The organism is Sphingopyxis sp. 22461 (genome assembly GCF_052044915.1).
Classification (GTDB): domain Bacteria; phylum Pseudomonadota; class Alphaproteobacteria; order Sphingomonadales; family Sphingomonadaceae; genus Sphingopyxis.
On sequence record NZ_JBQENY010000008.1, the window covers coordinates 134,329 to 154,837 of the forward strand.

Annotated in this window: 25 protein-coding genes; 15 read left to right on the top strand and 10 right to left on the bottom strand. The window is 66.0% G+C overall.

Going from position 1 to position 20,509, the window contains the following annotated elements; genetic code table 11:
* Nucleotide 1: 1 nt before the first annotated feature.
* The 3 genes from pspB to ACTJI5_RS14710 all read right to left on the bottom strand — a co-directional run bounded on the left by pspB (nucleotide 2) and on the right by ACTJI5_RS14710 (nucleotide 1,236).
* Nucleotides 2-277 carry an envelope stress response membrane protein PspB gene (gene pspB, locus ACTJI5_RS14700; protein WP_056367989.1) on the bottom strand — a complete coding sequence of 92 codons (276 nt, stop codon included), beginning with the start codon at nucleotides 275-277 and terminating at the stop codon, nucleotides 2-4.
* A gap of 12 nt (nucleotides 278-289) precedes the next feature.
* Nucleotides 290-955: a phage shock protein PspA gene (gene pspA / locus ACTJI5_RS14705; RefSeq protein WP_056367987.1), complete on the bottom strand. Its 666-nt coding sequence runs from the start codon at nucleotides 953-955 to the stop codon at nucleotides 290-292.
* Nucleotides 956-1,065: 110 nt separating this feature from the next.
* A complete protein-coding gene (locus ACTJI5_RS14710) occupies nucleotides 1,066-1,236 on the bottom strand; it encodes a hypothetical protein (protein ID WP_440860841.1) in 171 nt (56 codons plus the stop codon).
* A 178-nt stretch (nucleotides 1,237-1,414) separates the two neighbouring features.
* On the opposite strand from ACTJI5_RS14710, the gene pspF reads away from it, so the two are divergent.
* Nucleotides 1,415-2,446: a phage shock protein operon transcriptional activator gene (gene pspF, locus ACTJI5_RS14715; RefSeq protein ID WP_440860842.1), complete on the top strand. Its 1,032-nt coding sequence runs from the start codon at nucleotides 1,415-1,417 to the stop codon at nucleotides 2,444-2,446.
* 151 nt (nucleotides 2,447-2,597) lie between these two features.
* Here pspF and ACTJI5_RS14720 read toward each other — a convergent pair whose 3' ends face one another.
* Nucleotides 2,598-3,107 carry a hypothetical protein gene (locus ACTJI5_RS14720; protein WP_310257199.1) on the bottom strand — a complete coding sequence of 170 codons (510 nt, stop codon included), beginning with the start codon at nucleotides 3,105-3,107 and terminating at the stop codon, nucleotides 2,598-2,600.
* A 228-nt stretch (nucleotides 3,108-3,335) separates the two neighbouring features.
* Here ACTJI5_RS14720 and rplU point away from each other — a divergent pair, with 228 nt between their 5' ends.
* The 3 genes from rplU (at nucleotide 3,336) to ACTJI5_RS14735 (ending at nucleotide 4,983) form a co-directional block, all read left to right on the top strand.
* Nucleotides 3,336-3,824 carry a 50S ribosomal protein L21 gene (gene rplU, locus ACTJI5_RS14725; protein ID WP_058537736.1) on the top strand — a complete coding sequence of 163 codons (489 nt, stop codon included), beginning with the start codon at nucleotides 3,336-3,338 and terminating at the stop codon, nucleotides 3,822-3,824.
* A 52-nt stretch (nucleotides 3,825-3,876) separates the two neighbouring features.
* Entirely contained in the window at nucleotides 3,877-4,146 is a 270-nt protein-coding gene (gene rpmA / locus ACTJI5_RS14730; protein WP_037513604.1) for a 50S ribosomal protein L27, read from the top strand.
* Nucleotides 4,147-4,386: 240 nt separating this feature from the next.
* Nucleotides 4,387-4,983, top strand: a complete 597-nt coding sequence (locus ACTJI5_RS14735) for a GNAT family N-acetyltransferase (RefSeq protein WP_440860843.1) — start codon at nucleotides 4,387-4,389, stop codon at nucleotides 4,981-4,983.
* Between the two features lie 91 nt (nucleotides 4,984-5,074).
* Here the strand turns inward: ACTJI5_RS14735 and ACTJI5_RS14740 are convergent, their stop codons facing one another.
* Nucleotides 5,075-5,668 (bottom strand): DUF937 domain-containing protein, encoded by a 594-nt coding sequence (locus tag ACTJI5_RS14740; protein WP_440860844.1) that lies wholly within the window; start codon nucleotides 5,666-5,668, stop codon nucleotides 5,075-5,077.
* Between the two features lie 179 nt (nucleotides 5,669-5,847).
* Between ACTJI5_RS14740 and ACTJI5_RS14745 the strand changes: the two genes are divergently transcribed.
* The 3 genes from ACTJI5_RS14745 to ACTJI5_RS14755 all read left to right on the top strand — a co-directional run bounded on the left by ACTJI5_RS14745 (nucleotide 5,848) and on the right by ACTJI5_RS14755 (nucleotide 9,153).
* Nucleotides 5,848-6,246 (top strand): DUF3597 domain-containing protein, encoded by a 399-nt coding sequence (locus tag ACTJI5_RS14745; RefSeq protein ID WP_039577117.1) that lies wholly within the window; start codon nucleotides 5,848-5,850, stop codon nucleotides 6,244-6,246.
* 124 nt (nucleotides 6,247-6,370) lie between these two features.
* Nucleotides 6,371-8,215: a DUF885 domain-containing protein gene (locus tag ACTJI5_RS14750; protein ID WP_440860845.1), complete on the top strand. Its 1,845-nt coding sequence runs from the start codon at nucleotides 6,371-6,373 to the stop codon at nucleotides 8,213-8,215.
* Complete coding sequence (locus tag ACTJI5_RS14755) at nucleotides 8,212-9,153, top strand: DUF2268 domain-containing putative Zn-dependent protease (RefSeq protein WP_440860846.1); 942 nt, start codon at nucleotides 8,212-8,214, stop codon at nucleotides 9,151-9,153. Before ACTJI5_RS14750 ends, ACTJI5_RS14755 begins: the two co-directional genes overlap by 4 nt.
* On the opposite strand, the gene ACTJI5_RS14760 is transcribed toward ACTJI5_RS14755, so the two are convergent.
* Complete coding sequence (locus tag ACTJI5_RS14760; protein WP_439513296.1) at nucleotides 9,150-9,599, bottom strand: hypothetical protein; 450 nt, start codon at nucleotides 9,597-9,599, stop codon at nucleotides 9,150-9,152. The two genes, ACTJI5_RS14755 and ACTJI5_RS14760, sit on opposite strands and share 4 nt — an antisense overlap.
* A 49-nt stretch (nucleotides 9,600-9,648) precedes the next feature.
* A complete protein-coding gene (locus tag ACTJI5_RS14765) occupies nucleotides 9,649-11,250 on the bottom strand; it encodes a phosphoenolpyruvate carboxykinase (RefSeq protein ID WP_440860847.1) in 1,602 nt (533 codons plus the stop codon).
* 280 nt (nucleotides 11,251-11,530) lie between these two features.
* Here ACTJI5_RS14765 and ACTJI5_RS14770 point away from each other — a divergent pair, with 280 nt between their 5' ends.
* The 8 genes from ACTJI5_RS14770 to ACTJI5_RS14805 all read left to right on the top strand — a co-directional run bounded on the left by ACTJI5_RS14770 (nucleotide 11,531) and on the right by ACTJI5_RS14805 (nucleotide 17,828).
* Entirely contained in the window at nucleotides 11,531-12,241 is a 711-nt protein-coding gene (locus tag ACTJI5_RS14770) for a response regulator transcription factor (RefSeq protein WP_058537730.1), read from the top strand.
* On the top strand, nucleotides 12,231-13,853 hold the full coding sequence (locus ACTJI5_RS14775) for an ATP-binding protein (protein WP_440860848.1): 1,623 nt from the start codon (nucleotides 12,231-12,233) through the stop codon (nucleotides 13,851-13,853). Before ACTJI5_RS14770 ends, ACTJI5_RS14775 begins: the two co-directional genes overlap by 11 nt.
* Nucleotides 13,854-13,876: 23 nt before the next feature.
* Nucleotides 13,877-14,323 carry an HPr kinase/phosphorylase gene (locus tag ACTJI5_RS14780; RefSeq protein WP_058537729.1) on the top strand — a complete coding sequence of 149 codons (447 nt, stop codon included), beginning with the start codon at nucleotides 13,877-13,879 and terminating at the stop codon, nucleotides 14,321-14,323.
* Between the two features lie 10 nt (nucleotides 14,324-14,333).
* The gene (gene rapZ, locus ACTJI5_RS14785; RefSeq protein WP_058537728.1) at nucleotides 14,334-15,272 is read left to right on the top strand and encodes an RNase adapter RapZ; all 939 of its coding nucleotides are present in this window, start codon (nucleotides 14,334-14,336) and stop codon (nucleotides 15,270-15,272) included.
* Nucleotides 15,273-15,547: 275 nt separating this feature from the next.
* Complete coding sequence (locus ACTJI5_RS14790; protein WP_037513594.1) at nucleotides 15,548-15,976, top strand: PTS sugar transporter subunit IIA; 429 nt, start codon at nucleotides 15,548-15,550, stop codon at nucleotides 15,974-15,976.
* A complete protein-coding gene (locus ACTJI5_RS14795; protein ID WP_058537727.1) occupies nucleotides 15,973-16,251 on the top strand; it encodes an HPr family phosphocarrier protein in 279 nt (92 codons plus the stop codon). The genes ACTJI5_RS14790 and ACTJI5_RS14795 overlap by 4 nt, the downstream gene beginning before the upstream one ends.
* A gap of 4 nt (nucleotides 16,252-16,255) precedes the next feature.
* On the top strand, nucleotides 16,256-17,065 hold the full coding sequence (locus ACTJI5_RS14800) for a TrmH family RNA methyltransferase (RefSeq protein ID WP_440860849.1): 810 nt from the start codon (nucleotides 16,256-16,258) through the stop codon (nucleotides 17,063-17,065).
* A gap of 52 nt (nucleotides 17,066-17,117) precedes the next feature.
* Nucleotides 17,118-17,828 carry an META domain-containing protein gene (locus ACTJI5_RS14805; RefSeq protein ID WP_440860850.1) on the top strand — a complete coding sequence of 237 codons (711 nt, stop codon included), beginning with the start codon at nucleotides 17,118-17,120 and terminating at the stop codon, nucleotides 17,826-17,828.
* A 108-nt stretch (nucleotides 17,829-17,936) separates the two neighbouring features.
* Here the strand turns inward: ACTJI5_RS14805 and ACTJI5_RS14810 are convergent, their stop codons facing one another.
* From ACTJI5_RS14810 to ACTJI5_RS14820, 3 genes are read right to left on the bottom strand one after another with little or no spacing between them, the layout of a single operon-like run.
* Nucleotides 17,937-19,292: a DNA recombination protein RmuC gene (locus tag ACTJI5_RS14810; protein ID WP_440860851.1), complete on the bottom strand. Its 1,356-nt coding sequence runs from the start codon at nucleotides 19,290-19,292 to the stop codon at nucleotides 17,937-17,939.
* A gap of 56 nt (nucleotides 19,293-19,348) precedes the next feature.
* Nucleotides 19,349-19,825: a vgr related protein gene (locus ACTJI5_RS14815; RefSeq protein WP_440860852.1), complete on the bottom strand. Its 477-nt coding sequence runs from the start codon at nucleotides 19,823-19,825 to the stop codon at nucleotides 19,349-19,351.
* Between the two features lie 6 nt (nucleotides 19,826-19,831).
* On the bottom strand, nucleotides 19,832-20,374 hold the full coding sequence (locus ACTJI5_RS14820) for a copper chaperone PCu(A)C (protein WP_440860853.1): 543 nt from the start codon (nucleotides 20,372-20,374) through the stop codon (nucleotides 19,832-19,834).
* Between the last annotated feature and the right edge of the window lie 135 nt (nucleotides 20,375-20,509).

Sequence of the window (20,509 nt, forward strand, 5' to 3'; positions counted from 1 at the left end):
CTCAGTTCCTCCGGCTATTGTTTTCGAGTTGCGCCAGTTCTTCATCGCTGCGTACCGCGGGGCGGAAGTCGGGATGGTCGGCGCTGATGATGCGTTCGACGGTGTGCAGGCGGTTTTCGAGCCGCCGTGCGGTATCATAGAGTTCGTCGAGCAGCTGTTCGTCTTCTCCGGTCAGCGTCTTGGCCTGCTTCCACTTCGTGATGTAGTGGAGGATCAGCCAAGGCAGACCGAGGAAGAGGGTTCCGATAACGATCGGGACGATGATGATCTCTTCCATCGGCCTTGCTCCTTACTGCTTGCTGGCCTGCGCGGCTTTCAGCGCGGCGAGTTCGTCGGCAACCTTGTCGGCGGCCTGCAGTTCGGCGATCTCTTCGTCGAGCGACTTCTTGTAACCGAGGCTCAGCGCATCGGCGCGGCCTTCGGCTTCGTCGACGCGGCGTTCGAGGATCTCGAAGCGCGAGAAGGCGTCTTCGACGCGGTCGCCGTTGGTCATCTCGCGCAGCTTGTAGCGATTCTCGGCGCTCTCGAGGCGGTTGACGACGCTCGACTGGCGCGCGCGGGCTTCCGAAAGCTTCTTTTGCAGCTTGGCGATGTCGGCCTCGTAACCGGTCAGCGCGTCATCGAGGACGGCGATCTCGGCCTTGAGCTTCTCGGCCATGTCGCCGGCCTTCTGCTTTTCGACGAGCGCGGCGGTGGCGAGGTCTTCGCGGTCCTTCGACAGCGCGAGTTCGGCCTTTTCCTTCCAGCTGTCCTGCAGGCTTTCGAGCTTGGCGATGTGGCGGCGCATTTCTTTCTGGTCCGCGATGGTGCGGGCGGCGGAGGCGCGAACTTCGACGAGCGTTTCGTTCATCTCGAAGATGATCTGGCGGATCATCTTTTCGGGGTCCTCGGCCCGGTCGAGCAGGTCGGTGACGTTGGCGGCGATGATGTCGCGGGTTCGTGAAAAAATACCCATTTTGAAACTCCTGTCGAAATCTTGAGACCCGGTATTTTTTTGGGTGTCGTTGGAAAAAAGCTGGTGCCGGGGCGGGGCAAGGGGGGAGAGTGCCCCGGCACCAGTGCCGGTCAGGCCAAAGCGCTGACCGCCGGGGACATGACAGCGGCAACCAGCGGGCCGGCGGGGGAGCCGGTGACGCTGGCGGCAACCTGGGGCTGGTCGATCACGCCGACGAGGATGGCAAGCGCTCCGACCGCGCTGAGCGCGAAAGTGGCGGCCTGGGCAAACATCGTTTTCATGGATCAACCTTCCCTGTGTTTTCGCTGCACCGGTGCGATCTGCGCCGGTTCGTCTGAAACAATGCATAGGGCGTGCCAATTGCGTGCGCCCACGGAAAACCACCGAACTTCACGCTGAAACGGCGCCCCCAATCGATTTGACTTGCCAATCAGCGGGAAAATTTGCCAATGATTGGGAATGGAGCGCGAGACCCAATTTATCGGCCAATCGGCGGCGTTTCAGGACGCGGTCGAACGCGCGAGCCTCGCCGCCTCGCTCGACCGCCCGGTACTCGTGATCGGCGAACGCGGCACGGGCAAGGAATTGATCGCCGAACGCCTCCACCGGCTGTCGACGCGCTGGGATCGCCCCTATGTGATCATGAACTGCGCCGCGATGCCCGAGACGCTGATCGAGTCCGAATTGTTCGGGCATGAGGCGGGCGCCTTCACCGGCGCGACGCGCACCCGCGCGGGGCGGTTCGAGGAGGCCGACGGCGGCACCTTGTTCCTCGACGAACTCGCGACGATGTCGATGGGCGCGCAGGAACGCCTGCTGCGCGCGGTCGAATATGGCGAGGTGACGCGCGTCGGATCGTCGCGCCCGATCCGCGTCGACGTGCGTATCGTCGCGGCGACGAACGAGCATCTGCCCGCGCTCGCCGAGGATAACCGGTTCAGGGCCGACCTGCTCGACCGGCTGTCGTTCGAGGTTATCACCCTGCCCCCCTTGCGCGCGCGCGAAGGCGATATCGAAGTGCTCGCCGAATATTTCGGGCAGCGCATGGCGGCGGTGCTCGGCTGGGACGAATGGCCGGGCTTCGGCCCGCGCGCGCTCGCGGCGATGGAAGGCCACGACTGGCCGGGCAATGTCCGCGAACTCCGGAACGTGATCGAGCGCGCGATCTATCGCTGGGCCGACGCCGAAAAGCCGGTCGACGCACTGAGCTTCGACCCTTTTGCGAGCCCGTGGCAGCCGGTATCGCGCAAGGTCCCCGCACGGCCCGAGGCGTCCGCGCCAGCGCCGGCGAATGACGCCGCGCACGCGGCCACCGCCCCGCCCTCGGGCCCGGTCAGCGACCTGCGCGCGGCGGTCGATGCTTATGAAAAGCAGATTTTGTCGGACACGATGGCACGCTGCCGCTTCAACCAGAAGGTCGCGGCCGAAGCGCTGGGGCTGAGCTACGACCAGATCCGCCACGCGCTGAAAAAGCACGGGTTGAATCAGTAAGAGCGAGTAATCCTCCCTGTCGCGCAGCGATGGGGAGGTGGCAGCGCGAAGCGCTGACGGAGGGGCTTTTGCGTGAGGTCGCCGCCCCTCCACCACGCCCTGCGGGCGCGGTCCCCCTCCCCACCGCTTCGCGGCAGGGAGGATTTTCGCATTATTGCCCCGGCAACTGCGCGTTCAACGCTTCCAGCACCGCATCCTGCGTCGAGGCGAGATCGGCGAGCCGGTCGCGCAGCGCATAGATGTCGGGAAGCCCGTCGATCTGCTCGTCGACGCTGCGCTCGAGATAGAGGCGATCGATATCCGCCAGCGCCGCGGTGAGCGGCGCGCGCGCCGCGGTCAGCCGCGAGATCGCCTGCTGCGCGACGACCCAGCGTTCGCTGCCGACGGGCGCGCCCGCGGCGGCCGAAACCGCCGACGCCGTCGCGGCCCGTTCGGCGGCAAAGGCCTGCTGGCCCGCGGCACCATCCGATTCCCAACGCTGAAGCCGTCCGGCGAGGTCGGTGGGCAGCGGCCCCGGGGGGGCGACGACGACCGCGGGGGGCGCGACATCGAATCGCCCCTCGATCGCGCGCTTTGCCAGCGAGGGCCCGTCGTTGGCCTGCGTCGCGGCGCAGGCGGGCAGCGGCAGGAGCAGCGGAGCGAAAAGAAAGGCGCGCTTCATCGCCGCCCCTGATATGGGCGCACCGACGGCGCAGCAAGCACCGAATCGGCGGCGCGCGCGATAATCGGTGCAGCCCCGCGCTTTTGGATGAAAAGCACGGGATTTGGCGGTTGACAGCGACGGCTTGGCTCGCTAGTGGCGCTGACTTTCCCGCATGCCGGAAAAATCGCCTGCTTTGGCGGGTGACTGGCAGCGTGGGTGTTTTAGTTTCTGATTGGATGGAAGACCATGTTCGCAATCGTGCGCACGGGCGGCAAGCAGTATCGCGTCGCCGCTGGAGACAAGATCGCCGTTGAAAAGATCGACGGCGAAGCTGGCGACACCGTGTCGCTGGGCGACATCCTGCTGGCCGGTGACGGCGGCGAAGTGAAGAGCGCCGACGGCCTCGTCGTTTCGGCCGAGATCATCGCCCAGACGCGCGGCGAAAAGGTCATCGTCTTCAAGAAGCGCCGCCGGCACAATTATCGTCGCCGCAACGGTCACCGCCAGTCGCTGACGCTGCTGCGCATCCTCGCCGTCGGCGATGCCAAGAAGGCCGCGCCGAAGAAGGAAGCCGCTCCGAAGGCAGAGGCCGCTCCGGCCGCCGAAGCCAAGGCTGCTGCGCCCGCCAAGGAAGCCGCGCCGAAGAAGGCCGCTGCTCCGAAGACCGAAGCCGCTGCCGAAGCGCCCGCAAAGAAGCCCGCTGCCAAGAAGGCAGCCCCCAAGAAGGAAGCCTGAGCGCGGCAACGCGGCTCGGCCTCTCGAACGAACGAATTAAGGAGCATCAGTCATGGCACATAAGAAAGCAGGCGGTTCTTCGCGCAACGGTCGCGACTCAGCCGGCCGCCGCCTTGGCGTGAAGAAGTTCGGCGGTCAGGAAGTGATCGGCGGCAACATTATCGTGCGTCAGCGCGGCACCAAGGTTTACCCGGGTGTCAACGTTGGCATGGGCAAGGACCACACGCTGTTCGCAACCGCCGACGGCCAGGTCCGATTCCACGATGGCAAGCTTGGCCGCAAATATGTGTCGGTCGACGCCATGGCGGAAGCCGCCGAATAAGGACGATCTTCCAGGGTCGTCCATCAAGGGATGACCCGGAACGGTCCTTTCCGCCGCAAGCGGAAACAAAGTTCGAAAAGAGGGAGACGGGTCGCCCCCGATCTCCCTTTTTTCTTGTCCAAAATCCGTCACTTGTGACGATCGGGCGCGAAAACGGGGCCATCCATCTCCCTCCATATCGAATGTCGTCAAAGCGTCACCATCTGGCGCCAAGGCGACAGGCATTGGGAGTTAGAAAAGATGTTCGCGCGTACCGAAAGACTGTTGCTGCGGCCCGGCTGGCTGGAAGACGCCCCCGCGCTCGCCCAAGCGATCGGCGAGGAAGCGGTGGTCCGCAATCTCGCTCGCGCCCCTTGGCCCTATGGCGAAGAGCAGGCACAGGCATATTTGAGCCAGCCGATCGATCCCGACCAGCCGCGCTTCCTGATCTTTGCCCGCACCGGCGGCGCGCCGCGCCTCGTCGGCGGCTGCGGCATAGCGCCGAGCCCCGAGGGTCCGCTCGAAATGGGTTACTGGATCGCGCGGCCCTATTGGGGCCTCGGCTTTGCGACCGAGGCCGGGCGCCAGCTCATCCATATCGCGCGCGCGATGAACCTGCCGAAGCTGTCGGCGGGCCACTTCCTCGACAATCCGGCGTCGGGCGCGGTGCTGCGCAAGCTTGGTTTTAAGCCCACCGGCAAGGTCGCGCAGCGCTATAGCCTCGCGCGTGGCGGCGAAGCGGCGTGCGCGCTGTTCGAAGAAGGCGACGCCGATGCCGATGCTGTCGTCACCCCGATGCGAAGCCGCATCGGGGTGGACGAGGATTTCCGTGAGGAATTGCGCCTGATCGCGGCTTAACAGTTAGCGTCGCCCCCGCGAAGGCGGGGGCCGCTGGCAGCCTTACGCTATTCCGATTGCGGCCCCCGCCTTCGCGGGGGTGACGATTTCATTACCCCCGCATCTTGTTGACCATGCCCATGATGTCGTCGAGCGGATTGCCGTCGCCGTCCATGTCGAGCATCTTGCCGAGGCCGCCCAGGCTTCCGCCAAGGCCGCCGGCCGACGGGGCCGCACCGCCGCCCATCGCGCCGCCGAGCACATTGCCGAGCATACCGCCGAGGCCGCCGCTCTCGCCTCCCTGCCCGCCCTGCTTCGCCATATAGCCCGCGGCCATCATCGCGAGCATCGGCAGCATCTGCTTGAGAATCCCCGAATCGATCCCCGTCTGCGCCGCCGCCTGTCCGGCGACGGTGCGGCTGACATCCTTCGACCCGAAAATCTGCCCGAGCACGTCATTGCCCTGGCTCACTTCCGTGGGCTGCGATCCGAGCACCGAATCGAGCAGGCCGCCTCCGCCGAGCTGACCGAGCAGCCCGCCGAGTCCTTCGACCCCGCCACCCGATTGCGCCTGTTTCTTGAAACCGCCGAGAATTGCGGGAAGCAGCGCGTCGGCGCCCTGTTTTGCCATCGCGGGCGGAATACCCAGCTCTTTCGCTATCGATTCAATGCCGCCGGCCTGCGCCAAAATGTCGGTGAGATTCATATCGTCATACTCCCGCTTCGGCGCGGATCGGACACCGCGCCGATTGGAATGAGTATAGCAGCGCGCGAGCGAAGAACGAGTCGGTCTTTTGACTGTCATTCTCAAATGCATAGTCCTAGCCTGCAACTGTTCGACTCGCCTCTTCCGGGTTGGGCCGCTATTCTAGTGGGAGCTACACAATGAGCATTTTCGGCAAGATCAAGGACGCCATCTTCGGCAAGAAGGCCGTCGCCGCAGAACCCGCCGCCCCGGCCGCCCCCAGCCCCGTCGGCACCGCGCTCGACGCCGCGACGCAAGCCATGGCAGCAGCGGCCGCCGCGCCGGTCGATGTCGATGCGATCCTCACCGCCGAGGCCGCCAATGCCGGGCAGGATCTCAACTGGCGCACATCGATCGTCGACCTGATGAAGCTGCTCGGGATCGATTCGAGCCTCGCCAACCGCAAGGAACTGGCGCAGGAACTCGGCTATACCGGCGAACTCGACGGCAGCGCCGAAATGAACATCTGGCTGCACAAGGCGGTGATGCGCGAACTCGCGGCGAACGGCGGCAAGGTGCCCGCCGACCTTACCGACTGATAGACGGCCGATAATTTTCGACGGGGGTCGGGAGGGCGGAGGCTTTCCCGGCCCCTTTTCGTTGACCGGCGCGCGCCCGCGCCTAGACAGGTTTCACAAGGAACAAGTCGCCAGGGAGCCGCCCGTGTCCAATCCGCTTTCCACCCCCGTCAGCCGCCGCCAGACGCTCGCCACACTCGGCGCGGGCACCGCGGGGCTTGCTCTCGCCGGCCCCGCGGCCGCGCTGCAGTCGCCGCCGAAGACCGGCGCGCAGAAACTGCTCGATTCGGTCGCCGACAATCTTCTCGCGCTGTCGCCCGAAGGCGCGACCGCGCTCGGCATCGACACCGGCGCGCGCGCCGCGATGCGGGGGCGTCTCGGCGACCGGTCGGCGGCAGGACAGAAAACCGTCGCCGACACGCTCAAGGCCGACCTCGCGCGCGTGCGCGCGTTCGACAAGGCGGGACTCGATCACAATACGCGCACCAGCCTTGCCGTCGTCGAAAGCGCCTATGGCGTCGCGCTCGACGGCTTTGCCCTGCCCTATGGCGACGTCGCGGTCGGCGGCTGGCGCAACACGCCCTATGTCGTGATCCAGAATGTCGGCGCCTATCTCGACGTCCCAAAATTCCTCGACAGCGACCATCCGGTGAAGACCGCCGCCGATGCCGAAGCCTATCTGTCGCGTCTCAACGCCTTTCCCGGCGCGCTCGATGGCGAAACCGACCGGCTGAAGGCCGCGGGCGGACAGGGAATGATCGCCCCCGCCTTCCTGATCGACAAGGCGGTGAAGCAGATGGAGGCGAGCCTTGCCGATGCGAAGGCGGGCGGCTCGATGGTCGAAAGCCTCGTCCGCCGCACCGGCGCGGCGAAGATCGCGGGCGACTGGAGCGCGCGCTCGGCGAAGATCGTCCAGGGTCCCGTCGCCGCGGCGCTCGAACGCCAGCTCGCCGAGATGAAGGCGCAGCGGCCGAAGGCGACAATGGACGCCGGCATGTGGGCGCGGCCGGGCGGCGACGAATGGTATGCGTGGGGGCTGCGCGCCTCGACCACCACCCGCATGACCCCCGACGAGATCCACGCGATGGGCCGCGAAGAACTCGCCGAACTCCACGGCCGCATGGACCCGATCCTCAAGAAGCTCGGCTACACGCAAGGCTCGGTCGGCGACCGGATGAACGCGCTCGCCAAGGATCCGCGCTTCAAATTCCCTGACAATGACGCGGGCCGCGCCGAAATCCACGCCTATATCCAGACGTGGCTCGGCAAGATCCGCGCAGAGTTGCCGCGCGCCTTCCGCACTTTGGTGAAAGGCAATGTCGAGGTGAAGCGCCTACCGCTCGCCGAGGAACCCGGCGCGCCCGCGGCCTATGGCGGCGCGGGGTCGATCGACGGCAGCGTTCCGGGCAAATTCTGGATCAACCTGCGCACGACCGAGCTCCACAGCAAATATTCGCTCCCCGACCTGACGATGCACGAGGCGATCCCCGGGCATGTGTGGCAGGGCGAATATGCGAACCAGATGCCGCTGATCCGTACGATGCTGGCGTTCAACGCCTATTCGGAAGGGTGGGCCTTGTACGCCGAGCAGCTCGCCGACGAACTCGGCCTCTACGACGATTTCGAGGTCGGGCGTTTGGGCTACCTCCAGTCGCTCGCATTCCGCGCCTGCCGCCTCGTCGTCGATACCGGCCTTCACGCGAAGCGCTGGACGCGCGAGCAGGGCGTCGACTTTTTCGTCAAGGAAAATGGCTCGAACCCGCTCGAGGTCGCGAGCGAGGTCGACCGTTATTGCAGCTGGGCCGGACAGGCGTGCGGCTACAAGGTCGGGCACAGCGAGATCGTCCGCCAGCGCGGACTCGCGCAAAAGGCGCTCGGCGCAAAATATGACCTCCGCGATTTCGACAATGTCGTCGTCGAGGGCGGCAACGTCCCGCTCGACGTGCTCGCGCAGAATGTCGCGGCCTATGTGGCGGAGAAGAAGGCATGACGGTGCGGCGCATGATGCAAAGCCTGTTCGGCGTGGCGCTGCTCGCGGCGATCCCGGGGCAGGCATCCGAATCGGCCCCGCCGCACGGCGGCGCGCGCGTCGCCATCGTGACGAGCGACGTCGATCGCTTTTACGCGCTTTATGATGACCCCGCACTCGCAAGCCAGCCCGATGTGGTGGCGACGCGCTATCTGGCCGCCCCCACGCCGGGGCTGGCGGAATTCATGGTGATGCGCCGGATCACCCCCGAAAAGCTCGCCGCCGCGCTGCGCGACAAACGCCAGGTCTTTGACGACGCGCGTGGTTGCGCGACCCATCTTCCCGATGTCCGCACGCGGCTTGTCGCCGCGACGGACCGCCTCGCCCAGCTTTATCCCGCTGCGAAATTCCCCCCGATCACCATCGCCATCGGCCGCGCCACGACGGCGGGAACGGCGAATGCGAAGGGGCTGTACATCGGCCTCGAAGCCTTGTGCGCCGCCAAATTCATCGAAGCCGACGACGAGGACCGCTTCGTCCACGTCATCGCGCATGAATATGTCCACGCGCAGCAGCCGCTTGCGCAAGTCGAGGATCGCGAAGAATCGGTGCTGCGCGCCGCGCTCGTCGAGGGCGCCGCCGAATTTGTCGCCGAACAGATGTCGGGTTCGGTCGGCTATCCGCTGCTCCACATATGGGCCAAGGGACGCGAGAAGGAGCTGGAGACGGCTTTCCTCGCCGAGAAGGACGCCAAGGCGATCGGGTCGCGCTGGCTCTACAACAAACAAGGCGCGGACGGGTGGCCCGGCGACCTTGGTTATTGGGTCGGCTATCGCATCGCGAAAAGCTATTACGGCCGGACCCCGGACAAGGCCGCGGCGATCAAGGCGATCATCGAGATGCGCGACCCCGCCGCCTTCCTCGCGGAGAGCGGCTGGACGCCCGGAATGAAGCTTTAGGCAGGCAGCGGCGCGAGATCGGGTTCGACGAAGGCGCGCCGCGCCGGGACCGAAAAGAGCAGCTCGCGGCTGTAGAAGCGTAGCGGCCAGTCGCGACGGCCGATGTCGGAAAGCAGCAGCGCGTTGACGCGCGCCGCGAGCTCGGTCTCCGCCGTCGTCGACAGGAACAGCCGCACGCCCGCGACATAGGCGCGGGTAATGCTGTCATGATAGCCGCCATGGTCGTCGTTCACGCCGCCGACGCTTTCGTTGAAGCGGCGGATGATGGTGCCGATCTCGGCGTCAACATCGACGTCGCGGCGCTCGGTCAGCAGCCAGAGGCACGCGCCGAGATGCGCCTCGTGCGTCCACGCCTCGCGCGGCAACGCGCACGCCAGCAGCCCTTCGCCGAGCGCGCGGATTTCATCGTCGCGCGCGAACAGGCGCGGTTTATATTCGGTGGTCATGAGTCCGGTCCTTCCGGGTGATGTGCCACCCGGAAGAGATCCGGGTCAATTATGCCGCGACGGCGGCCTGCGGTGCGGCCTGGCGGACGCCTTCGTCGACATGGTCCGCAAATTGCGCGAAATTGTCGATGAATTGGCCGACGAGCGTTTGCGCGGTGCGGTCATAGGCCGCCTTGTCGGCCCACGCTTCGCGCGGATCGAGCAAGCCGCTGTCAACGCCCGGCACCGCGACGGGGACCATGAAGCCGAAATTCGGGTCCTTGCGGAATTCGGCGTCGTTGAGGCTGCCGTCGAGCGCGGCGTTGAGCAGCGCGCGCGTCGCCTTGATCGGCATGCGCTTGATCCCGTCCATCGTCGCCATGCCGCCGGTCCAGCCGGTGTTGACGAGCCAGCACTGGACGCCGCCCTTGGCGATGCGTTCTTTGAGCAGGTTGCCGTAGACCGACGGGTGGCGCGGCATGAACGGCGCGCCGAAGCAGGTCGAGAAGGTCGCCTCGGGCTCGGTCACGCCGATTTCGGTCCCCGCGACGCGCGCGGTATAGCCCGACAGGAAATGATACATCGCCTGGTCGGGGGTCAGCTTCGCGATCGGGGGCAAAACGCCATAGGCATCGGCCGTCAGCATGATCACCGTCTTGGGCACCGGACCCATATTATGGTCCGACGTGTTCGGAATGAAGTCGATCGGGTACGAACCGCGGCTGTTCTCGGCGAGGCTCGCGTCGTCGAAATCAAGCTCGCGCGTCACGGGATCGATCACGACATTTTCGAGCACGGTGCCGAAGCGCTTGGTTGTCGCGAAAATCTCGGGCTCGGCCTCGGGCGAGAGGCGGATCATCTTCGCGTAACAGCCGCCCTCGAAGTTGAAGACCGCGGTGTCCGACCAGCCATGTTCGTCGTCGCCGATCAGCGTGCGCGAGGCGTCGGCCGACAGCGTCGTCTTGCCGGTGCCCGACAGGCCGAAGAAGACCGCAGTGTCGCCCTTGGGGCCGATATTCGCCGAGCAATGCATCGGCATCACGCCATCGACGGGGAGCAGATAGTTGAGGATGCCGAACACCGATTTCTTCATCTCGCCGGCGTACTGCGTGCCGCCGATCAGGATCAGCTTCTCGGCAAAATTGACCGCGACGACGGTTTCGGTGCGCGTGCCGTGGCGCGCCGGATCGGCGCGGAAGCTCGGCAGGTCGATGATCGTATATTCAGCCGCGAACGCCGCGAGCTCGGCCGCGGTCGGGCGGCAGAGCAACGTGCGGATGAACTGGCTGTGCCAGGCGAATTCGGTGACGACCTGGACCGCGACGCGATGCTCGGGCTGCGAGCCGCCAAACAGTTGCTGGCGATAGAGGCGCGGGCGCTGCGCGAGATGCGCGAAGAAGTCGGCCTTCAATGCCGCGAAATGATCGGGGGTCATCGGGACATTGGTCTTGCCCCACCAGATCGTGTCGGCGGTTTCGGCGTCCTGGACGATGAACTTGTCCTTGGCGCTGCGCCCGGTGTGCTTGCCGGTTTCGACGACCAGCGGGCCGTCCTTGGCGAGCACGCCTTCGCCGTGGCGGACCGCGTCCTCGATCAGCTGCGGCGTGCCCCAGTTTTCGGCGACCTCCGCCTTGGTCTCGACGGTGTTCGCGCCGATCAATATCTTGGTCATCTGCCTTCGCCTTTCCTTGTCCGGCGGCGTCGTTGCATACCTATGCAATGCTTAGCGCACTAATGGGTTGGCCCGCATTTGCATGGGTGCCGACGTGACCGCCGATTCCGAAATCCCGGCCGCGTTAGCTCGCTTGGCGGGGGAGGTCAAAAGATTAAAGCGGGGCCGCGCGGCGCTTGCGACGAACGCGCGACGAGGGAACCGGTGACCATGCGCGCGCTGTTGTCGCTGCGCCCCGGATAGGCTAATCGCTTTACCGGGCCCGCCCAACGGAAAGAGCATGACGGCAACTATCGCGCTGGTCGACGACGACCGCAACATTCTGCAATCCCTTTCCATCGCGCTGCAGGCCGAGGGTTTCGTGACGCGCGTCTATTCGGACGGCGAAGCGGCGCTGAAACCGCTCATCGACAATCCGCCCGACCTGGCAGTGTTCGACATCAAGATGCCGCGCATGGACGGGCTCGAACTGCTGCGCCGCTTGCGCGAAAAGAGCCAGCTTCCGGTCATCTTCCTCACCAGCAAGGACGACGAGATCGACGAGGCGCTGGGGCTCGCGATGGGCGCCGACGATTATATCGCCAAGCCCTTTTCCCAGCGCTTGGTGATCGCGCGCATTCGCGCTATCTTGCGCCGTGTCGAGCTCAACAAAAGCGCGTCCGAAGAGGGCGACGAGCCCGTCGCCGAACCGATCACCCGCGGCCGGCTGAGCATGGACCCGGCGCGCCACAAGGTCGCGTGGGACGGCAAGGACGTCACGCTGACGGTCACCGAATTCCTGATCCTCGAAACGCTTGCCAGCCGCCCCGGCATCGTGCGCAGCCGCAACCAGTTGATGGACGCGGCCTATCAGGACGACGTCTATATCGACGACCGCACAATCGACAGCCACATCAAGCGCCTGCGCCGCAAGTTCCGCGAGGTCGACCCCGAATTCGACGCGATCGCCACCCTCTATGGCGCGGGGTATCGCTTTGCCGATGAAAGCTGACGCCCAAAAACGCGACGGGCAGAAACCCGAGGGGAGCGTCGCCGAGCAGGAAGAATCGCCGCTCGTCTGGTCGGCGCGCTGGTCGCTGACGACGCGCATCCTCGCGGTGAACATCCTCGCGATCGCGCTGCTCGCGGGCGGCTTCTATTATCTCGACACCTACCGCAGCCGCCTGGTCGATACGCGCATCGAGGTGATGAAGGACCAACTCGCGATGCTCGACAGCGCGCTCGAGGCGGCACGCCCCGAGGAGCGGACGCGGCTGATCGAAGAATTCGCGACCGCGACCGAATCGCGGCTGCGCTTCTACGCCCCCGACGGCCGGCGCATCTCCGACAGTTTCCAGAACGGTCCGCCGACCTATACGCTGCGCGATCCCGACCTCCAGCCATGGAAGCGCGATGCCGCGCGCGCGATGGACCGCGGGATCGACTGGGTCGTCGGCGCGCCGACCTATCCCGATTTCGAGGAACCCCGCGTCGACCGGGCGCAGTCCTGGCCCGAAGTCGTCGAGGCACAGACCGGCGGGGTCGCCGCGAGCCGCTTCCGCTTTGCCCCCGAACGCACGCCGCTGCTCAGCGCCGCACGCGTCGTCGACCTCGAGACGCCGCAGACGGTGCTGATGACGCTCAACGCGCGCGACATCACGCGCACCGTGCGCGCCGAGCGGTTCCGCATCGCGGTCGTCGTCTTCATGGTTCTGCTCGCCTCGGTCCTCCTCTCGCTGTTCCTCGCACGCACGATCGTCCGCCCGCTCCGCCGCCTCGCGCGCGCTGCGGTGCGCGTCCGGCTCGGCCGGGCGCGCGAAGTCGTCGTCCCGCGCCTGCCGAGCCGCCGCGACGAGATCGGAACGCTCGCGCGTGCGCTGTCCGACATGACGCAAGCCCTTCGTGAACGCATCGACGCGGGCGAACATTTCGCCGCCGACGTGACGCACGAACTCAAGAATCCGATCGCCTCGGTCCGCTCGGCGATCGAGGGGCTGGGGCGCGTCAAAAGCGACGAGCAGCGCGCGCAACTGCTCAGCATAGCCGACGAGGACGTCCGCCGGCTCGACCGGCTGGTGAGCGACATCAGCGAGGCGAGCCGCGTCGACGCGCAATTGTCGCGCACGCTGTTCGAACCGATCGACGTCGGCATCATGATCGAATCGATGCTCGCGGCGCGCGCGGCGCGCGTCGACGCGAATGCGCCGCAGCCGCGCGTCGCCTTCGCGCGGCCGCGCAAAGGCACGACGGTGGTGATGGGCGACGGCCACCGGCTCGAACGCGCGATCGACAATGTCATCGACAATGCGATCAGCTTCTCGCCCGAAGCCGGCCTCGTGTGCGTTTCGGCGACGCGCCTCGGCGACGAGGTTCACATCAAGGTCGACGACGACGGCCCCGGCATCGACCCCGCGCAGCGCGACGCCATTTTCCGCCGTTTTCACAGCGAGCGGCCCGCCAGTGAAGCCTTCGGCCGCCACAGCGGGCTGGGGCTCGCGATCGCGCGGACGATCGTCGAGGGGCATAGCGGGACGATCAGCGCGAAGGATCGCGACGACGGCAAACCCGGCGCCAGCCTGCTCATCACCCTCCCCGCGCGCGAGGGCGGGCAGGACGCGGCGTGATCGTCGCCGGTAAGCCATGCGCCATGCTTCCGAGCCGGACCAGAACCGATATCGTCAATATCCATGCCAGCTGCGTCGCGGCGGGCAATGGCGGCGTGCTGATCCTCGGCAATTCGGGACAGGGCAAGTCAGACTTGGCGCTGCGGCTGATCGATCGCGGCGCCAAGCTGGTCGCCGACGATCGCTGCGATATCTGGTTCGAACGCGACCGCCTCTGGTGCCGCCCGCCCGAAAGCCTGGCGGGCAAGCTGGAGGTCCGCGGCATCGGGATCATCGAACGCGCATGGACGGCACCCGTGCCGCTCGCGCTCGCGGTACGCCTGACCGACCGTTACGATCGCATGCCGTCGATCAACCAGGTCGAGATGGTCGCGGGCCGCCCGCTGCCCGCGCTGCTCTTGTCAGCGTTCGAGGCGTCGGCGCCGATCAAGATCCTGCTCGCGCTCGAACGGCTGGCGCCCGGCGCATGATGCATCGACGATGAGTCCGGCCGCCGAATCGCGCCTGTTGCTGGTCACCGGCCTGTCGGGCGCGGGCAAGTCGACCGTGCTCAAGGTGCTCGAAGACCTCGGCTGGGAGGTTGTCGACAATCTGCCGCTCGCGCTGCTCGAAACGCTGATCGACGCGCCGATGCAGCGCAGCGAAGCCGGACGCCCGCTCGCAATCGGCATCGACAGTCGTAGCCGAGGCTTCCGTCCCGCTCTGCTCGTGCGCCGGATCAAGGATTTGCGCGAAGCGGGCGGCCGCGACATCCAGACACTGTTTCTCGACTGCGCCGGCGCCGAGCTCGAGCGCCGCTTTTCCGAAACGCGCCGCCGCCACCCGATGGCCGAGGACCGCCCCGCCGCCGACGGCATCGCGCGCGAGCGCGAGATGATGGAGCCGCTCCGCCGCTGGGCCGAGCATGTCGTCGACACGACGAACTACAGCAGCAATGATTTGCAGCAGGAAATCCGCCAGCGCTTCGGCGACGCCGACGAAGGCGAGCCGGTGCTCAACGTGATGAGCTTCGGCTTCGCGCGCGGCCTGCCGCGCAACGCCGACCTGGTGTTCGACATGCGCTATCTGCGCAACCCGCACTGGGACCCGAAGCTCAAGCCCGGCACCGGACTCGATCCCGACGTCGCCGCCTATGTCATCGCCGACCCCGCCTATGAGGACAGCGTTGCGCAGATCGAGAAATTGATCCTGACGTTGCTGCCGCGCTACCGCGCCGAGGGCAAAAGCTATGTCACGATTGCTTTTGGTTGCACCGGCGGCCGCCACCGGTCGGTCCATGTCGCCAGCCGTGTTGCCCAAACGCTACGCGAATCCGGATATGAGCCAACGCTGACCCACCGCAATCTTGACTCTGCCCCGCAAGATGGGCTTGAGGGCAGGCCCCCGCCCGCGGCTTCCGCGCCCGGCGGCAAAACATAAGGGTCGGGGGGTCAGAACCTGCTCTTTGCACGTTCGAGGTTTGAGGCGATTTTGTTCAAGGCTAGGAAGCGAGACGCAGGCATATGAGTATATCCCAAGGCTCGCTGACGCAGCCATGGACAAAATCGGTCAAATCCCGCAGGGACGCCGAAATGGCTTCGATCTCGCTTCCGCGCGGCCTTGCAGATGAAACCGCCATCCGCGGCGACCACGCGAAAGCGAGCTCTTCGCCATTTCGACGCCTCGAACGTGCAAAGAACAGGTTCTGACCCCCCATGCCGAACGATAAGGCTCTGCCGCTTCTGGGAATGGTGCTCGTCACCCACGGCCGCCTCGCCGAGGAAATGGTGCGCGCGATGGAGCATGTCGTCGGGCCGCAGCGCGCCATCGCGACCGTGTGCATCGGCCCCAACGACAATATGGAAATGCGCCGCAAGGAAATCGCCGACGCGATTCGCAAGGTCGACGAAGGCCGCGGCGTCGTGATGCTGACCGACCTGTTCGGCGGCACCCCGTCAAACCTCGCGATCAGCCTGCTCGAATCGGGGCGCACCGAAGTGATCGCCGGCGTCAACCTGCCGATGCTGATCCGCCTCGAAAGCGCGCGCAAGACGATGGAGCTGCGCGCCGCGGTGATCGCCGCGAAGGAAGCCGGCCAGAAATATATATCGGTCGCGTCGGAAATGCTGGGAGTGGGCCCTTGAACGAAAATTCCCAGACGGTCGAAATCACCAACCAGCGCGGGCTGCACGCGCGCGCCAGCGCCAAGTTCGTGACCTTCGTCAGCCGCCTGCCCGAAAGCGTGTCAGTCGAGGTCGAAAAGGGCGGGTCGCGCGTCAACGGCACCTCGATCATGGGATTGATGATGCTCGGCGCCGCGAAGGGCGATTCGATCACCATCCACACGCGCGGCGACGGCGCCGACGCGGCGCTGCTGAAACTCGTCGGGCTGGTCAAGGACAGCTTCGGCGAGGATTGACGGCATGCGCCGTTCCACCATCGAGAGCCTGTCGAACCCGCTGGTGAAGCGGATGCGGTTGCTGCGCGAGAAACGCCATCGCCGCGCCGAGGGGCTGTTCCTCGCCGAAGGGCTGCGCATCGCGACCGAGGCGCGCGAGGCGGGCGTGCTTCCGCAGTGGCTGTTCCTCGGACCCGAGGGCGACGCGCATCCGCTCGCGGCGGCGCTGGTTGCCGACACGCTGGCGGCGGGCGGTGAGGTCATCGACACGACGGGGGCGATCCTCTCGAAACTGTCGGGCAAGGATAATCCGCAGACCGTCGTCGGCATCTATGCCGAACCGCAAACGACGCTCGCCGATCTCGACCGCGACGCCGCGCCGATCTGGCTCGTCGCCGAACGGCTGCGCGATCCGGGCAACCTCGGCACGATGCTGCGCACGGGCGATGCGGTCGGCGCGGGCGGGCTGATCCTGCTCGACGAATCGACCGATCCCTATGCGGTCGAGGCGGTGCGCGCGAGCATGGGGGCGATTTTTACGCAGAAGCTGGTGGTCGCGCGTTGGGAGGAATTTCTGCCGTGGCTGCGGCAAGGCTCCGGCCAGCTCGTCGCGACCTGGCTTGGCGGCGATACGCAGGATTATCAGGCGGTGCGCTACGCCACGCCGACCTTCATCCTCACCGGCAATGAATCGCAGGGCATGCCCCCCGAATATGCCGACGCCGCCGATGTGCGCGTGAAGATGCCGATGATGGGCAAGGCCGACAGCCTGAATGCCGCGGTCGCGACGGCGGTGATGGCGTATGAGGTGCTGAACCAGCGGCGGAACCAATAGCCGACCGCGCGGTTCATCGATCGATCAGCATAATGCGTTCAGGAGATACCGCATGATCAGGATCGCCCTCCCCGCCGCCTCGCTTCTCGCGCTCGCCGCCTGCGTCCCCACCGCGGAGACGCCGCAAACGCCCGGCGACACGCCCGCGGCCGCCTATATGGCGCTCGGCACCGAGCCCGGCTGGACGCTCGAGATCACGCCGTCGCGGCTCAATTACGACGGCGACTATGGCGAGACGAAGATCATGGTTCCGAACCCCGGCGCCAAACCCTCGGCAAACGGCCGGACCTATACCACCGACCGCCTGTCGGTCGTGATCAAGCCGGCGCCGTGCAGCGACGGGATGAGCGATCGCCGCTATTCCGACACCGTCCGCGTCGTCGCCGACGGCAAGAGCTTGCAGGGGTGCGGCGGCAAAATCCTGCCGCCCGACACGCTCGCGGGATCGAACTGGACCTTCGTGTCGATCGGCGGCGTGCCCGTCGCGGCGGACCGGCCGACGTCGCTGCAATTCGACGGCAACCGGATGAGCGGCAGCGCGGGTTGCAACCGCTTTTCGGGGACTTATTCGGTCGATGGCGGCACACTCAAGGCCGGGCCGCTGATGGCCACCGAAATGGCGTGTCCAGGCGCCGGCATGACACAGGAGGCGGCCTTCTTCAAACTGATGGCTTCGCCGGTCAGCCTGACCTTTGCCGATGACGGGACGCTGATCCTGACGGGCAGCGACGGACGGACGGCGGTGTTGCGGCGGACGATTTAAACACCTCTCATCTCCGTTCGTGTCGAGCGAAGTCGAGACACCCATCGGCAGTCCTCAACCCCACGGCATCTCGACTTCGCTCGATGCGAACGGGATTTAAGAATCGATCTATTCGCCCGCGTCGTTCACCGCCGCTGGCGCCGACGCGAGCTTTGCGAGCGGACGCGCCGACTGCTCCGCAACAGGGAGCGCCGGAATTTCCTTGTCGCCGGTTTCGATATCGAGCGCTTCGAAACGTTTCGCCTGCGTCAGCACCTGCGATTCAAAGCTGCCGACAAACGCATTATACGCCCCCGTCGCCTGATCGAGATTGCGCCCGACCTTGGCGATGTGCGAGCCCATCACCGACATGCGTGCGTAAAGCTCCTTGCCGAGCGCCGCGATCTCGCGCGCCTGATTGGCGAGCTTTTCCTGCCGCCACACCGCCGCGACGGTGCGCGCGATTGCGATGAGGTTGGTCGGGGTAGCGAGCAGCACCTTGCGCTCGAACGCATAATCCCAAAGCTCATGGTCCTGATCGAGCGCGGCGGCGAGGAAATGTTCGCCGGGAACGAACATCACGACAAAATCGGGGGTATCGGGAAACTGGTTCCAATAGGCTTTGGCGCCGAGCGTGTTCACATGCGCCTTCATCGCCGCGGCGTGCGCCGCGAGGTGCGCCGCCTTCTCGCGTTCGTCGACCGCGCCGAACGCATCCTGATAGGCGTTGAGCGAAACCTTGGCGTCGATCACGAGGCTCTGCCCGCCCGGAACTTTCACCACGACATCGGGACGCAGCCGCCCGCCGTCGCCGTCATTAACGCTCACCTCTGTCTGGAAATCGGCATGTTCGGAGAGGCCGCAGCTTTCGAGTACATTCTTGAGCTGCTGCTCACCCCAGCGCCCGCGCGCCTTCGGCGCGTTGCGCAGCGCGTTGACGAGCTTCGCCGCCTCGCTCGACACGCGTTCGGTGCCCTCGCGCATCGCCGCGATCTGGCCGTGGAGCAGGCCGAAAGCATCGCGCCGCTCGGCCTCGACCTTGCCGACCGCTTCCTCATATTTCTGCAAGCGCTCATGGACCGGATTCAGAAGCGCTTTCAGATTCTGCCCCGCCGTCTCTTCGCTCTGGCGAAAGCGCGCGTCGGCGCGTTCTAAAAATGCCTTTTGCGCGCCATCGAGCATCACCTGCCCGACCTCGCGGAACTGCGCGGTGAGTGCCGCCTGCGCATCCTTCAGCCCCGCAATCTGCGCGTCATGCGCCTCGTCGCGCGCTTTCTGCTCGCTGAGCAGCGCGGCAAGCCGGATGTCGGCGGTCTTGCGCGCCTCGGCCTCGGCGGCAAGGTCGGTCACCGCGCTCTTGAACCGCTCGGACAACCCGTCGCGCTCGGCCTGGAGCGCGCCCGACTGGCGGCCGGCGAAAAGCCAGCCGATCAGGCCGCCGACGGCCAGGGCAACAAGGGCGACGACAAGCGAGGTTCCATCCATGGGAGGAACATAGGACGAACGCCGCCCATCTGGCTAGCCAGTAATTGTCGCCCTCGTCACATCGCGTCCCATGATGAGGGCAGGATCGCGCGATAGGCATCGATCCCCGGCGCGCCGCCGACGACCATGCCCTGCGTGAGCAGCCAGTAATGGCGGACGATTTCGGCCTGTTGCTCCAGCCCATAGCGGGTGAGGAGCCAGCCGGGTTTGAGGCTGTAGCTGTAGGTCGCGAACGGGTGGCGCATCAGCACCAGATACCAGCGCCCGCGCGTCTGCGCCTGCCACACATGCGTCATCTCGTGGATGAACAGCCCCTGCAACCGCTGCGACGCGGCGCTGAAATCCTCGCAATACAGCTCGCCATGCGGGTTGAAGTGCAGGCTGCCCATCGGCGCCATGACGATGTGGCGCGGCTGGAAGAATATCCACTTATGATGGTTCACGCGCACGCGATCATAAGCGATCGCGTCGCCGAACACGCTGCGCGCGAGCGCGACCTCGCCGCTCGTCAGAGGTCGCGACGGACGCGGCACCCGCGCTTATTTCTTCGCAGCGTCCGGGGCTGCCTTTTCCGCATCCTTCTCCATCGAACCATGGTCCATCGCGCCATGGTCCATTTCGCCCTCGGCAGCCGCGCCCTCGGCCGGCTTGATCACCAGGTCGAACAGGATGCGCTCATTATTGTTGTTGGTGAACACGAACGCCATCGGCAGCTTGCCCGCGCGCACCGCGGCGCCGTTGATGCCCCAGATCATCAGATGCTTGCCGCCCTGCTTGAACACCAGCTCGCCCTTCGCGGGGACGTCGGCGCGGAGCAGCGGCTTCATCGTCACGACGCCATTTTCCTTGACGCTTTCGTGCATTTCGACGCGCTGCGCGAGGTCGGCGGTCACCGCGACGAGCTGGACCGGCTGCGGCCCGCCCTGGACGCGAAAATAGCCGACGGCGGGACGGTCGGGGGTCGCGCCCATCACGATATGGCCGCTCACGACATTGAGCGGCTGTCCCTTGCCCAGATTTTCCCCGCAGGCCGTCAGGGTCAGCGCAGTGGCGGCAAGTGCAAGGATCGCAAAAGGTTTCATTTTGGGAGGACTCCGTAAAAGCGCGTCATTTCACGCCCTCGATAAGCCCTGAAAGCTCTTGTGCCAAGGATTAGCGCACCTATATCGCCCCCATCAAAACCATGGACGGCGTGCCTTTTCAGGGCGCCACAGAAG

What these genes read in the sequence shown, in the direction of transcription:
- ACTJI5_RS14755 (WP_440860846.1), top strand. Translation starts at nt 8,212, where the DNA reads ATGACGGTGCGGCGCATGATGCAAAGCCTGTTCGGCGTGGCGCTGCTC.
- rapZ (WP_058537728.1), top strand. Translation starts at nt 14,334, where the DNA reads ATGAGTCCGGCCGCCGAATCGCGCCTGTTGCTGGTCACCGGCCTGTCG.
- ACTJI5_RS14800 (WP_440860849.1), top strand. Translation starts at nt 16,256, where the DNA reads ATGCGCCGTTCCACCATCGAGAGCCTGTCGAACCCGCTGGTGAAGCGG.
- ACTJI5_RS14790 (WP_037513594.1), top strand. Translation starts at nt 15,548, where the DNA reads ATGCCGAACGATAAGGCTCTGCCGCTTCTGGGAATGGTGCTCGTCACC.
- ACTJI5_RS14740 (WP_440860844.1), bottom strand. Translation starts at nt 5,668, where the DNA reads ATGAATCTCACCGACATTTTGGCGCAGGCCGGCGGCATTGAATCGATA.
- ACTJI5_RS14720 (WP_310257199.1), bottom strand. Translation starts at nt 3,107, where the DNA reads ATGAAGCGCGCCTTTCTTTTCGCTCCGCTGCTCCTGCCGCTGCCCGCC.
- pspA (WP_056367987.1), bottom strand. Translation starts at nt 955, where the DNA reads ATGGGTATTTTTTCACGAACCCGCGACATCATCGCCGCCAACGTCACC.
- pspF (WP_440860842.1), top strand. Translation starts at nt 1,415, where the DNA reads ATGGAGCGCGAGACCCAATTTATCGGCCAATCGGCGGCGTTTCAGGAC.
- ACTJI5_RS14810 (WP_440860851.1), bottom strand. Translation starts at nt 19,292, where the DNA reads ATGGATGGAACCTCGCTTGTCGTCGCCCTTGTTGCCCTGGCCGTCGGC.
- ACTJI5_RS14805 (WP_440860850.1), top strand. Translation starts at nt 17,118, where the DNA reads ATGATCAGGATCGCCCTCCCCGCCGCCTCGCTTCTCGCGCTCGCCGCC.
- ACTJI5_RS14735 (WP_440860843.1), top strand. Translation starts at nt 4,387, where the DNA reads ATGTTCGCGCGTACCGAAAGACTGTTGCTGCGGCCCGGCTGGCTGGAA.
- ACTJI5_RS14710 (WP_440860841.1), bottom strand. Translation starts at nt 1,236, where the DNA reads ATGAAAACGATGTTTGCCCAGGCCGCCACTTTCGCGCTCAGCGCGGTC.
- ACTJI5_RS14745 (WP_039577117.1), top strand. Translation starts at nt 5,848, where the DNA reads ATGAGCATTTTCGGCAAGATCAAGGACGCCATCTTCGGCAAGAAGGCC.
- rpmA (WP_037513604.1), top strand. Translation starts at nt 3,877, where the DNA reads ATGGCACATAAGAAAGCAGGCGGTTCTTCGCGCAACGGTCGCGACTCA.
- pspB (WP_056367989.1), bottom strand. Translation starts at nt 277, where the DNA reads ATGGAAGAGATCATCATCGTCCCGATCGTTATCGGAACCCTCTTCCTC.
- ACTJI5_RS14820 (WP_440860853.1), bottom strand. Translation starts at nt 20,374, where the DNA reads ATGAAACCTTTTGCGATCCTTGCACTTGCCGCCACTGCGCTGACCCTG.
- ACTJI5_RS14770 (WP_058537730.1), top strand. Translation starts at nt 11,531, where the DNA reads ATGACGGCAACTATCGCGCTGGTCGACGACGACCGCAACATTCTGCAA.
- ACTJI5_RS14760 (WP_439513296.1), bottom strand. Translation starts at nt 9,599, where the DNA reads ATGACCACCGAATATAAACCGCGCCTGTTCGCGCGCGACGATGAAATC.
- ACTJI5_RS14780 (WP_058537729.1), top strand. Translation starts at nt 13,877, where the DNA reads ATGCTTCCGAGCCGGACCAGAACCGATATCGTCAATATCCATGCCAGC.
- ACTJI5_RS14765 (WP_440860847.1), bottom strand. Translation starts at nt 11,250, where the DNA reads ATGACCAAGATATTGATCGGCGCGAACACCGTCGAGACCAAGGCGGAG.
- ACTJI5_RS14775 (WP_440860848.1), top strand. Translation starts at nt 12,231, where the DNA reads ATGAAAGCTGACGCCCAAAAACGCGACGGGCAGAAACCCGAGGGGAGC.
- rplU (WP_058537736.1), top strand. Translation starts at nt 3,336, where the DNA reads ATGTTCGCAATCGTGCGCACGGGCGGCAAGCAGTATCGCGTCGCCGCT.